This is a genomic window from Paenibacillus terrae (assembly GCF_005217525.1).
GTDB classification, from domain to species: domain Bacteria; phylum Bacillota; class Bacilli; order Paenibacillales; family Paenibacillaceae; genus Paenibacillus; species Paenibacillus terrae_C.
Map to the genome: position 1 here is coordinate 504,312 of NZ_PNXQ01000016.1, position 12,525 is coordinate 516,836.

Annotated in this window: 9 protein-coding genes and 1 pseudogene; 3 read left to right on the forward strand and 7 right to left on the reverse strand. The window is 47.5% G+C overall.

Annotated elements, in window-relative coordinates:
• Positions 1-101 precede the first annotated feature (101 nt).
• A pseudogene (locus C1I60_RS19895) lies at positions 102-1,280 on the forward strand (M20 family metallopeptidase).
• A 60-nt stretch (positions 1,281-1,340) separates the two neighbouring features.
• A complete protein-coding gene (locus tag C1I60_RS19900) occupies positions 1,341-2,411 on the forward strand; it encodes a UCP032817 domain-containing protein (protein ID WP_137063277.1) in 1,071 nt (356 codons plus the stop codon).
• Between the two features lie 113 nt (positions 2,412-2,524).
• Here the strand turns inward: C1I60_RS19900 and glgA are convergent, their stop codons facing one another.
• The gene (gene glgA, locus C1I60_RS19905; RefSeq protein ID WP_137063278.1) at positions 2,525-3,967 is read right to left on the reverse strand and encodes a glycogen synthase GlgA; all 1,443 of its coding nucleotides are present in this window, start codon (positions 3,965-3,967) and stop codon (positions 2,525-2,527) included.
• A gap of 53 nt (positions 3,968-4,020) precedes the next feature.
• On the reverse strand, positions 4,021-5,943 hold the full coding sequence (glgB, locus tag C1I60_RS19910; protein ID WP_137063279.1) for a 1,4-alpha-glucan branching protein GlgB: 1,923 nt from the start codon (positions 5,941-5,943) through the stop codon (positions 4,021-4,023).
• A gap of 237 nt (positions 5,944-6,180) precedes the next feature.
• On the opposite strand from glgB, the gene C1I60_RS19915 reads away from it, so the two are divergent.
• Complete coding sequence (locus C1I60_RS19915; RefSeq protein WP_137063280.1) at positions 6,181-7,407, forward strand: glucose-1-phosphate adenylyltransferase; 1,227 nt, start codon at positions 6,181-6,183, stop codon at positions 7,405-7,407.
• A 74-nt stretch (positions 7,408-7,481) separates the two neighbouring features.
• Here the strand turns inward: C1I60_RS19915 and C1I60_RS19920 are convergent, their stop codons facing one another.
• The 5 genes from C1I60_RS19920 to C1I60_RS19940 form a co-directional block, all read right to left on the reverse strand.
• The gene (locus C1I60_RS19920) at positions 7,482-8,921 is read right to left on the reverse strand and encodes a HAMP domain-containing sensor histidine kinase (RefSeq protein ID WP_137063860.1); all 1,440 of its coding nucleotides are present in this window, start codon (positions 8,919-8,921) and stop codon (positions 7,482-7,484) included.
• Complete coding sequence (locus tag C1I60_RS19925; RefSeq protein WP_025682710.1) at positions 8,918-9,616, reverse strand: response regulator transcription factor; 699 nt, start codon at positions 9,614-9,616, stop codon at positions 8,918-8,920. The genes C1I60_RS19920 and C1I60_RS19925 overlap by 4 nt, the downstream gene beginning before the upstream one ends.
• A 1-nt stretch (position 9,617) precedes the next feature.
• Positions 9,618-10,952 (reverse strand): hypothetical protein, encoded by a 1,335-nt coding sequence (locus C1I60_RS19930; protein ID WP_137063281.1) that lies wholly within the window; start codon positions 10,950-10,952, stop codon positions 9,618-9,620.
• Entirely contained in the window at positions 10,949-11,674 is a 726-nt protein-coding gene (locus C1I60_RS19935) for a phosphonate ABC transporter ATP-binding protein (RefSeq protein ID WP_137063282.1), read from the reverse strand. Before C1I60_RS19935 ends, C1I60_RS19930 begins: the two co-directional genes overlap by 4 nt.
• A gap of 82 nt (positions 11,675-11,756) precedes the next feature.
• The coding region (locus C1I60_RS19940; protein WP_252361802.1) for an MFS transporter at positions 11,757-12,525 on the reverse strand (769 nt) is incomplete at its 5' end.

A 12,525-nucleotide genomic window follows, 5' to 3' on the forward strand; every position in this document is an offset into this window, starting at 1 on the left:
TTATAAATGAATATGCATGATTATGCAATGAGTGTTATATTACAAATTCAGCATTTCTAACGTAGTACCCACATTACAGCTTATACAAAGGAGTTTTTAGCATGGGTTTTAAACAGACGATTCAACATACAATTGAGCAATATGCCCAACGTTTTAAGAACATCTCGTTATATATTGGCGCAAATCCGGAGCTGGGGAATGAGGAGTTTTTGGCAACTGCTCGTCTAAAAGAGGAATTGGCTTTTCACGGATTTGAAGTGCAGACTCCTGTTCTGGGTATAGAAACGGCTTTTATTGCGACTTATATAGCTGCAAAACCCGGACCAGTCATCGCTTTTCTGGCGGAATATGACGCCCTCAAAGGCTTGGGACACGCATGCGGACATCATTTGATCTGTATGATGAGTACAGGAGCAGCTGTCGGCCTCAAATCGGTCATTGACGAGATCGGTGGAGAAGTACGGGTATACGGCACACCTGCCGAGGAAACACGCGGTGCCAAGGTTCCTATGGCGGCTGCCGGGTTGTTTGATGATTGTGATATAGCGCTCATGACGCACCCTTATGACCGTTATGAAAAATCGGGCAAATCGCTGGCGATTGATGCCGTACAATTCGAATTCTTTGGGCAATCCGCTCACGCGGCGGCCAATCCCCACGAAGGTATTAACGCGCTGGACGCGGTTATTCAAACGTTCAACGGCATCAATGCGTTCCGCCAGTAGGTGAAGAGTACGGTACGTATTCACGGCATTATTAATCAAGGAGGCCAAGCAGCAAACATCATTCCTGATTATGCCTCTGCCCAATTTTATGTACGGGCTGCTACACGTCATGAACTGAATTCATTGACTCGCCGCGTCATTCAAATTGCCGAAGGAGCGGCCCTACAAGCGGGGTGTCGTCTGAAAACCTCGAATTATGAGACATCTTATGATGAAATGGTGACTAACCGTGCGCTCTCCGATGCCTTTACCGCAAATTTGGTGCTGACAGGCATTCCGCAGGAGGACATCACGGAGGGCGAAGATCACGGCTCCATGGATATTGGAAATGTGTCGCTGCACTGTCCCGCCATTCATCCGTACATTCAAGTTATTGACGAGAAGCACGCCTTGCATACACCTGAATTCCGCGATTTGGCGATGCAGGATCGGGCGCTGGAAGGAATGTTGTTAGCCGCCAGAACCTTGGCCTGGACCGCATGTGATGTAATCACTAATCCTGAGTTGCTGACACAAATTAAGGAAGAATTCGCTCTGCTGAAAAGCAAAATTTAAAATTTTAATTTCGCCAAATTTTTAATTTCGTCTTCTCTCCAGAAAGGAGCAGCAGTCATTATGAATCATATGAGCAGCTTTTGGGTGTTGTTTATTGTGGTCGATATCATTATTTTGTGGTTCTTTTTTCGAGCATTATATCGAAGGAACAGGGAAAATCGAAAGACACGCCGCCGTAATGCATTTTTTCTTAGCTCCCCGTCTCCCTCTTCCCTTGAACAGGGGCGTCATAAGGAGATTATAGAACTCATGCAGCTTCTGGAACGATCTATTCCAGCCTCCTACGCTCATAGTGTAAGGCGGCGTGTGATGGATGCCCATCCTCACCTGACGGATCAGGAATATGATTGGCGCTGGAATGAGCTAAAACGATATTTTATGCTATGTGCAATTATGAATCGGGTGCCCATGTTCAGTCCAGATGTGGATGAACTGTGGCACGAAATGCTAATGTTTACGCGAGAATACCAGCAATTTTCGGAAGCCTTCTTTGGCCGCATGCTGCACCACGCCCCTCATGCCAGCTCACAGCCGATGCCGGATGAACGGGCATGGTTTGACTGGCTGTATGTGGAATGCTTTGGCTGGAACCGCTATAGTGCAAGCCTATGGGGGACTTTTTTTAATCATCCATTACCGAATAACGAGCTTGCACACTATTACAAGCTGACAGCTTCCGGGCAGCCAGCAGGCGACCGTTGGAATACGCAAGAGGACATGAGCATCTCTCAGCAGGCACAGCAAGCGGTTCAGAGAATTGTGGACCATCTGCGTAATCGGGTGAATGAAGCAGTGGATGATCCAGATGGCAGACTGCTGCCGAAGGTCAACTATTTGCAAATTGATTATTTGCTGCTGGCCGTCGTATGGTATTCTTGGTATCAGCCCCATCAATTTGCCTTGCACATGCATCCTGATGCTACAGGAAGTGCCGCATTAGCAAGCTCGTCAGGCTGTAGTTCAGCAAGTGGCTGTTCGAATTGGGATACGCACGACTCGAACCATCACTCTTGCCACGGAAGCTCCCATGATGGAGACTCATCTCACCACGATTCAGGTGATTCCGGCGGCAGCCATTCCTCGTGCAGCAGTAGCTCCTCATGCGGAAGCAGCTGTGGTGGAGGCGACTGATCACAGTAAAAAAGGACATTCCTCAGCCATTATTGGCTTCTGCGGGATGCCCTTTTTCCATTGTACTTTGTCAGTTCTACCTTGTTCAGGCACTCCTGCCTGGTCGACTTAGCTCATTCGTTCCCTGTCAGTGAACGATAAATATCCAGATACGCTCCCGCCGACACATCCCAGCTGTACTCTCCTGCAAAAGCAGTGCTCGTAAGCTTGGACCAATGCTCAGGCTGGCGATAAAAATCAACCGCACGACGAATCGTATGCAGCATATCATGCGCATTGTAATTTTTGAAGCTAAAGCCATTCCCTTCGCCTGTAGACTCGTTGTAAGCATGTACGGTATCGTTCAGACCGCCCGTTTCCCGCACAATCGGAATGCTTCCATAGCGAAGCGCCAGCAGCTGGCTGATCCCGCAAGGCTCAAACCTCGACGGCATAAGGTACATATCGCTTGCAGCATAAATTTTGCGGGACAAAGGCTCATTGAAACCCAGCTGCGCCGACATTTTCAACGGATAACGTCCAGCCGCTTCCCGGAACCAGTGCTCAAAGGCCGGATCTCCCGTGCCCAGCACGACAAACTGAATATCATCATCATACATGATCTCATCAAGCACCCTGGTTACCAGGTTCAGTCCCTTCATATCCACAAGTCGGGTTACCATCGCAATCAAAGGCACGTCCGGTCGTACTGGCAGCCCCAGCTCCTTTTGAAGACCGATTTTGTTTTCCTTTTTCTTCGCCAAACTGGTGCGGTACTTCGTATAAATACGATGGTCCGTAGCAGGATTGTAGCTTTTGATATCAATTCCGTTCACAATACCCGACAAACGCCCCTGCGCTCCCAGCTTACGCAACAGCCCTTCCAGCCCATATCCGTAAAATTCCGTCTGGATCTCCTCTGCGTAGGTAGGACTTACAGTTGTGACATGATCAGAGTAGGTCAGCCCACCCTTCATAAAGTTCAGTCTGCCATGATACTCCACACCCTCAGGGGTAAAATAGCTACTATCCAGATTCAGTAGTTCTGTTAAGACCTCATATGGAAAATCCCCCTGATACAGCAGGTTATGTATCGTAAACACCGTACGAATATCAACGTAAAAGGGCAAATGGCGATAATTGGCATTCAATAGCAACGGCACCATCGCGGTATGCCAGTCATGACAATGCAAAATATCAGGCTGAAAATTCAAGTCAGGCAGTACCTCCAAAATCGCCCGGTTGAAAAAGGAAAAACGCTCGCCATCATCCATATAGCCGTAAATTCCGTCACGACCGAAGTAATATTCATTATCTATAAAATAAACCTTGATCCCGTCCAACGTCAGTTCCTCTACTCCACAATACTGGTCACGCCAGCCCACAGAGACATGCTTGACCGTTACCGGACGCAGAGACTTCTTATACGTATCGGGAATCCCCGTATATTTAGGCAAGATGATCCGGACATCGCACGCAGCCTGACGAAGTGCCTTCGGCAGTGCACCAATGACATCAGCCAACCCGCCTGTTTTAATAAATGGATGTGCTTCTGCTGCCGCAAATAAAATGTTCATATGTGCTTCCTCCTTAATGACCTCAACCCTATTTTAAACCAGTTTTGCGTCCATTAATCTGCTTTTCTAGCCCTTCGAGGCGCTTTCTTGAGTATAACGACACTCAGTGGCGGAAGGGTCACCTCCAAACTATGCAGTTGCCCATGGCAAGGGATCTTGGCTGTGCGCAGCACTTCGGTGTTCAGCTGGCCGGTTCCGCCGAAATCCGAATGATCGCTGTTCAGCAGCTCGATATAGATTCCTGCCTTTTCCAGTCCAATTCGGTAGTTCTCTCTTGGCACGGGCTGAAAGTTAATAAGCACAACCACTGTATCTCCCGGCTTTTTCCCTTTACGTAAATACGTAATTACGCTCTGTCCACGGTCCTCCGCTTCAATCCATTGATATCCATCCCACGAATGATCCAGCTCCCACAATGCTTTTTCTTGTATATACAAATGATTGAGCGCTTTCGTAAAAGCATGCAGCGAACGGTGACTATCATAATCCAGCAGAAACCAGTCAAGCTGCTCCTCATCCTTCCATTCGGTAAATTGGCCAAATTCGCCTCCCATAAATAACAGCTTTTTGCCCGGTGAGGTGATTTGGTAACCGAGAAGCGCTCGAAGCCCGGCAAATTTTTGCTCATAGCTACCCGGCATTTTATCAAGCAGCGACTTTTTGCCATGAACGACCTCATCGTGCGACAGCGGCAGTGTAAAATTCTCGCTGTATGCATAGGCTATGGGGAACGTCAGTAAGTTATGGCGCTCAGGCCTCTGATCGAAATCCGTTTCAATATAATCAAGCGTATCGTTCATCCAGCCCATATTCCATTTGTAATTAAAACCGAGTCCTCCATCGCTTACCGGGGAGGTAACCATCGGCCAGGCACTGGACTCCTCTGCCATCATCAGCGCATACGGATAATAGCGGAACACGGTTTCATTCAGTTGTTGAAGGAAGGCAATAGCCTCCTCATTTTCAATGCCTCCCTTGGAGTTAAAACGATATTGACCGTCCTGCTTTTCGAAATCCAGCCGCAACATACTTGTCACAGCGTCTACGCGCAGGCCGTCAATGTGGTACACATCCATCCAGAACAGCGCATTGGATATCAGAAAAGAACGCACCTCCGGCTTGCTGTAATCGAACGTCAGCGTCCCCCAACCAGGCTTTTCTGCAATCAGCGGGTCCGCGTATTCGAATAGCGGCGACCCATCAAACATTCTCAAACCGTGAGCATCCTTGGCAAAATGAGCCGGAACCCAATCCATAAGCACCCCAATGCCCGCCTGATGACAACGATCCACCAAATACATAAAGTCCTGCGGTTCCCCATAACGGCTTGTCAGTGCAAAATATCCGGTGAGCTGGTATCCCCAGGAAAGATCATACGGATGCTCACTGAGCGGCATAAGCTCAATATGCGTGTAACCCATTTCCGTTACATAGGGCACGAGAAGCTCAGCCATTTCCCTGTATGTATAAAACGTAGCGTCTTCTTGTTGTTTCCAGGTGCCCAAATGCAGCTCATATATATGAAGGGGCTTTCCATAAGGCTCTCTCCGTTTACGCCGCCAAGCCGCGTCGTTCCAAACATAGCCCTCCAGTGAAGCGACCACGGAAGCCGTTGCTGGTCTTAATTCTGCGCGTACCGCATAAGGGTCTGCTTTTAGAAAACGTTCACCGTTTGCACCCGTAATATCATATTTGTAAAAAGTTCCTTGGGATATACCCGGAAAAAAACGACTCCAAAAGCCAGATTCGGGAACTCTATATAAGGAATCCTGTTCCCCATTCCAGTTGTTACAATCTGTAGCAAGCCCGACATGGAGAGCATGAGGAGCCCACACCGTAAAACGGACGCCCTGTTCTCCGTTCTCCACAGTAAGGTGGGAACCTAAAGATCGGTAGCTGTGATAAAGCGTTCCTTCGTGAAACAAATAAATATCTTCCGGCGATACAGCCTGTTGCGGGAGAGTTTGGTCTGTCATCACGTCACCACCTTTATATGTTTGTTGGAACAAAATGTATGATTCGGAAATACATTTGCTTTACGGTCAAAGCTGACTTAGGTTATTACCCCATTCTAGCCACAATGAACAGAAAAATGACTATGAAAGAAATAAACCTTAATTTTTGGGGGATCTTACACACCTATTGGTTTCAAGAGTACCCCATACCGTTTATGTATGTACTACAACAGACAACTAAACCGGGAGGGAACCGAAATGTTTAATAAAGAATGCATTGCCATGCTGCTGGCAGGCGGAGAGGGACGCCGCCTTGCTCCCCTTACTTCAACGATTGCAAAACCCGCCGTACCCTTTGGCGGTCATTATCGAATTATCGATTTTCCTCTCAGCAACTGTGTTAATTCAGACATAGACACTGTAGGTGTGCTAACGCAATATGAGGCGGAATCCTTGCATGAGCATATTGGAGATGGAACGCCTTGGAATCTTACCAAGACGAACGACAAGGGAGTTACCTTACTTCCATCTTATAATACAGACAACGCTGAATATTTGGGAACGGCAGACGCCATTCATAAAAATATCGAATATATAGACAGTCAAAACCCGGAACACGTGCTTATTTTATCCGGTGATCATATTTACTATATGAATTATCGTGAAATGCTGAACTATCATAAGGAAAAAGTTGCTGCGGCTACGATTTCCGTTATGGAAGTACCTTGGGATGAAGCGCACCGTTTTGGCGTCATGAGTGCCGATGAGGAGCTGCGTGTCACCGAATTCGCTGAAAAGCCGGAGAAACCTGAAAGTAATCTGGCGTCTATGGGGATTTACCTGTTTAAGTGGGATTATTTGAGAAAGTATTTGGTGGAGGACGCCGAGGATGAGCAATCCAGCCATGATTTCGGTAAAGACATCATTCCTAAAATGCTGGCGGATCAAGAATCCTTGTATGTTTACGAATTTCAAGGCTACTGGAAGGATGTAGGTACCGTTAAAAGCCTGTGGGATTCACATATGGATCTGTTGCAAAAGAATTGCGCTATTGACCTGCAACGGACAGACTGGCCTATGTATACGCGTGAACGCCGCACAAGGTTGAGCGCACATAAGCTATCTAACTATAAAACGGAGCCTTTGGACAGCCTCCTGCATGATTCTTGCCAAGTAGAAGGTCAAATTGAACGTTCCGTCGTATTTAGCGGTGTCGAGGTAGGTAAAGGCTCGGCTATTAAGGAAAGTATCATTATGCCTAACACCCGTATCGGTCGTAATGTGCATATTGAGCACGCGATTATCGGTGAAGGTGCTGTAATTCGTGACGGTGCAGTCATCAAGGGTAACCCGAGTGAAATTATGGTTATCGGGCCGAATGAAACGATATTCGGTAAAATGGCGGTACGCCCACAAACAGCCCGCATGTTGAAAGAAGCTTATGAGCGCAACACACGCCTTCGCGCTGAAGGTTTTACTTCATAATGGAAATATGTCAAACAGCCAGCCCTTCACTATAATGAGGACTGGCTGTTTTCCTAATTTACATCTATTTAAAACTAACTTTCGGTTCCATAGCCTTCAGTGAGTTGCAGTGGCTCTATGGGTTGCTCGTCTTGCAAAGCAGGCAATGAAACTGTAATCGTGGTGCCTGCTCCCAATTCACTCTTGATGAGCATTTGCCCTTGATGACGCTCCACAAATTGCTGCGAGATTGCCAATCCCAAGCCCGTACCACCATTTTGATGGTCTACCTGAAAAAATCGTTCTCTTACTCTGGCAAGATTTTCCTCGCTAATCCCGATTCCTGTGTCTTGCACAGACACCTCGATGTTGTCCCCGATCCGTTGCAGAGACAGAAAAATAATAGAGTTCTCATGCGAAAACTTGATGGCATTGTCCGCAATGTTTAAAAAAACCTGCTTCAGACGGTTGCCGTCTCCATGAACCAGGTATGCCGTTTCCTCCGAGTCCAGCTGGAGTTTAATTTGCTTCATTTCCGCTTTGGCCCATACGTTCAGCATAATCTCCTGCAAAAGCTCGCGCAGATCAACCGTTCCCATGACAAGCTTCATAGCATCTTGCTCCAGCTTGGAAAAATCAAGAATTTCCTCGACCAAACCGATCAGTCGATCCGTCTCCTTGGAAATAATCTGCATCCCGATCCTCGTCTCCTCTGGATCATAGCCGCCAGAATTTAACGTTTCACTCCATCCCTTAATAGAAGTGAGCGGTGTACGCAGCTCATGGGAAATGGACGAGATAAAATCATCCTTGATTTGATTCGTTCTGGCAATTTCCTGGGCCATGTAGTTTAGAGTCGAAGCCAGCTCACCCAACTCAAAGCGATAATCTCCTTTAATTCGTGCATCAAATCGTCCTTGTGCCATCTGAGCTGATACATCACGGATATTATTAATCGGCCTAACGATGGAATTAGCGAGTCCTGTACTGACCACAAATACAATAACCAGTACAGCTACCATGATGCCTACGGAAAAGAGCGTAATGGTAAATAGCTTGTCGTTGACCTTTTCCAGCGAGGTCGTATACCGAACAATATACACCTGATCTCCGACGATATTATCCAGTTTTTTGGATACCGCCATAACTTGCTGACCCGTGCCAGGTTGCTTCCCAATCCAGCTCCCCGTATCCCCCGCTAAAGCTTGCGTCACATCACTGGTTTGTACACTTGTTTCTGCTGCAAAGTTCGTGGAATTATCTATTACATTCCCCTTCTCATCAAGCAATTGCAGTTCCGTATCCCCTAATGAAAACGTATTAAGCAGATACGACTGCAAAGACTGTCCTGGCTCCTTGAATTTGGGTGCAAACTCACTTACCGATTGAATGCGACTCTCCACGTGCTTATAAATCGTGTCGTAATAGTACGCACGGATTACAATCATGAAAATGACTTCTACCAACAGAAGCGCCAAGAACACCACAAAAAAATAGTGAAGCACAATCTGTCTGCCAATCCCTTTTTTGATCATTGAGCCTGACCTTTCCATTTATACCCATGCCCCCATACTGTTTGCAAAAAGGCGGGTTCGGAAGGATTGTTTTCAATTTTTTGCCGCAACCGCCGGATGTTTACATCCACGATTTTGGGATCGCCCATATATTCCTTGCCCCACACATGGTCAAGCAAAACATCCCGGCTGAGCGGTGTATTTTCTTTTTCAAGGAAAAATTGAATCAGGGAAAACTCTGTTGGCGTCAGCTCAATCAACTGCCCGTTTTTCTTAAATTGCTTGGCAATCAGATCCAGCGTGAATGGACCAGACTGGAAGGATACTTTAGCCGCCGTCTCGCGATGCACATTCACTCTGCGTAGCAGCGACTGAATACGGGCAATGAGCTCCGTCGGACTGAAGGGCTTGCTCACATGATCATCAGCCCCTACAGACAAGGCATACACCTTATCCTGCTCCTGTACCTTTGCCGTGAGGAAGATGATGCCAATTCGCTCATTCGTTTCCCGAATTCTTCGACAGACCTCGAAACCGTCCATACCGGGCACCATTACGTCGAGCAACGCGATATCAATATCCCGCACCGTGTTCAAAATATTAAGAGCCTCATGCCCATCCGATGCCTCCAACACCTCGAAACCGTTTCGTTTCAAGTTTATGACGATAAAGCTGCGAATGGATTCCTCGTCTTCCATGATTAAAACTTTACTCACTCTATTCTACCTGCCTTTCCCCCAACTTGTTTTTAATGGTTTTACGCGGTTCCAGCTCACTGGATCGCTTGATACCAATCACCTGTGCATTGGTTCTCCATAGCTGGCTATATCCTTCATTATTTCGCTCCCATTGCGACAATGAGAAATATTTAATTTCTGCAATCGTTTTGTCTGTATTGTCCAAAATGAACCTTAAATAGCTGTCCTTTTTTGATACTTTCGGATCAATGGTCACTTTTCCATGCAGCTCCTTTGGTAGCCTGAAATAGACCTGATCATTGGAATCACGATACTGCTGCTGCTTGAAAATCGTTCCCTTGGCCCCATCCCACTGATAGAACGAAACAAAATACGGAACCTCATCCAGTGGCCTGTTGGACCAGCCCTTGGGCTTCTCCAAATTGCCAAATTCCAGAATGCCATCACCATCTACGTCACCGCTAGTAATGGTAGCATCCTTAAAGGTCACATCCATGAGATCAAGCTTTTTGAGCTTGCCGTGGTCCATCACAATAACATTGGACACCGTAGTCGTCTGAGCAATCTTGGTATCTATAATGATCCCCTGCCTACCCTCGGCTACCTTACCAGCAACCACATTGTAGATACTAAGCGCCTGACTGTCCAAATCCAGCGATCCGATTTCCTTAAAGGTTCCCCCGCTGAATTGGAATGTTTTGACCGTGAAAAATTCATTGCGACGCAGCAGGATAATTGTCAAGTCATTCAAATTGTCCCCGTTCAGGTCCATCTTGTTATGATTAAAATCGTCTACGACGAAGTCCGTATAGCCTGTAGCATATATTTTCTCTAAAGTTCCTCCGGTATAGGAATACACGATGAGCCCCTTCTGATCGCCACCATCACTGCTATCCCCGCTGGAAAAGCCCGCTACAATATCGAGCGTGCCATCATTAGTTACATCGACCAGCTTGAACGACTCCAGCACAGTACCTTCCCCGTCAAACGTCAGCTTCTTTACCCATGTTCCGTTCTGATCCTCGAACAAGGCCCCGTGTATTTTTACACTTTCATCTGGTGTTTCGTAAAAAAGCACTGCTTCGTCCGTACCATCATTGTTCAGATCCCCCGTTCGAATGGGCGTGGGGTCATCGGGGTCATTGGGGCGCAGAGGCTGTACCATGCCAAGCTGAGTAACCACTGCACCATTCAGCTGCTGTTTCTCATCAGACATCATCGGTGCTTGCATCAGCGAAATTGGATCGCTAATGACATTACAGCCGCTTAAAAATCCAACAAGAAGCAGTGATGCGCAGCAGCCGGTTAACATTCTCAACAACATCATTTTCACTTCTCTTGCCGTCCCCTTCACAATTTGTTCTTTTCCACCTGTGTCAGTCGTCTGCCCTGAATATCAAATACGAGTTCGCCGCCGTTCAATCCCCATATACGGGAAGCAAAGCGTTCAGCGATCTCCAGCGGCAGTACGGTGATCACCGTCACCCGTTCGTCTGAGCAAAGCTTACGGAAGGTATCCATCACATGATCTGCTGAAGTCGGATCAAGTCCATTTACAGGCTCATCAGCCAAAATGACCTTGGCCCCGTGAACGAGCGCACGCGCAGTCGCTACCCGTTGCCGCTCACCGCCGCTAAGCTTGTCGCATTTGTCATGGGCCTTATCCAGCAAGCCCAGATCCTCCAATACGTCCATTGCTCCCATATAATCATCAGAACGCACCATCCCGGTCACCATTCTCCATAATGGAGTCTGACCCGATCTGCCGATCAGCACATTTTTGAGAGCAGTCCGATTCATATTTAAATGCGGATTTTGCTCCAGATATGCCCATTCCCGCTTTATTTTCATTTTACCCGTCCATCCGGATTTCAGCACATCCTGGCCATCCACCATCAGACTGCCTTCCTCCCATGGCTCCTGCAAAGCAAGACAGCGCAGCAGTGTGGTTTTTCCACTTCCGCTCGGTCCCACTACGGCTATCAGTTCACCCGGGTGAATTTCAGCATTAATCCCGCGAAGTAATGGGGTCCGTTCAGGCCCCACTTGCTTGGTCAGCTTCTGTATTCTAATCATCTTTGTGATTCCCCTTTGTCCGCCATCAATACTGTCTATAGTTTATAGTAAATGTGAAACAAATACCATGCAAACCGCAGTTTTATGCCGTCGATATTCTTTTTTGAAATAACAATCCCAACAAGCCGAAAACGACGTAGCTGCCCCCGAGTACCAGAAACATGCTGCCTTGGGTTCCATAGTCCAGTAGCGCCCCGCTAATGTTAGGTCCAATCACACTTCCCAGATTAAAATGAAAGGATGCCAGCACATTGGCGGCGGCCAATAATGATTTGGGCAGCAGATCGGCCGCATAAGCCAGTCCCAAGGAGAAAAAGGAGCCTACCAAACCACCCGCCACCGCCAACAATACCAGTGTTAGCATAAAATGATTTCCGCTCCACGGCATCAACATAAAGATCAATCCACCCGCTATGCCTACGCTTATAAGCACCTTTTTACGACCCCAACGATCACTCCATATACCTAGCGGCAGTTGGAGCACTAATCCGCCCAAGCTGACAAAGGGGAGTAATGCGGCAATCTCATCCGTATGAAAGCCAATACGAAGGCCATATACCGGAAAGTTGCTGTTCAGACTGGCTTCCATATAACCGTACAAAAATGCAGGCAACAGCGCGTACCATGCCCAGCTATAGCTGCGCCGGAATCTGCGTGCTGGGCGCGCCCCTGTTTCCAGCTTTTCCGGTCTAGAATCCGGCAGCTTCATGAGCACCAGCAACAGAATGAGCAAGCACAACAAAGCCAGCGCTGCAAACGGAACCAGCATTCCATAATCAAGCAACCACAATCCAAGCGGGCCCAGTGCAAACCCCAGCCCGTAGGACATGCCGTAAAAAGAAATGTTACGC

Excerpts from the sequence above, each read along its gene's own strand:
- C1I60_RS19900 (WP_137063277.1), top strand. The coding sequence starts at position 1,341 with ATGAATCATATGAGCAGCTTTTGGGTGTTGTTTATTGTGGTCGATATC.
- glgA (WP_137063278.1), bottom strand. The coding sequence starts at position 3,967 with ATGAACATTTTATTTGCGGCAGCAGAAGCACATCCATTTATTAAAACA.
- glgB (WP_137063279.1), bottom strand. The coding sequence starts at position 5,943 with ATGACAGACCAAACTCTCCCGCAACAGGCTGTATCGCCGGAAGATATT.
- C1I60_RS19915 (WP_137063280.1), top strand. The coding sequence starts at position 6,181 with ATGTTTAATAAAGAATGCATTGCCATGCTGCTGGCAGGCGGAGAGGGA.
- C1I60_RS19920 (WP_137063860.1), bottom strand. The coding sequence starts at position 8,921 with ATGATCAAAAAAGGGATTGGCAGACAGATTGTGCTTCACTATTTTTTT.
- C1I60_RS19935 (WP_137063282.1), bottom strand. The coding sequence starts at position 11,674 with ATGATTAGAATACAGAAGCTGACCAAGCAAGTGGGGCCTGAACGGACC.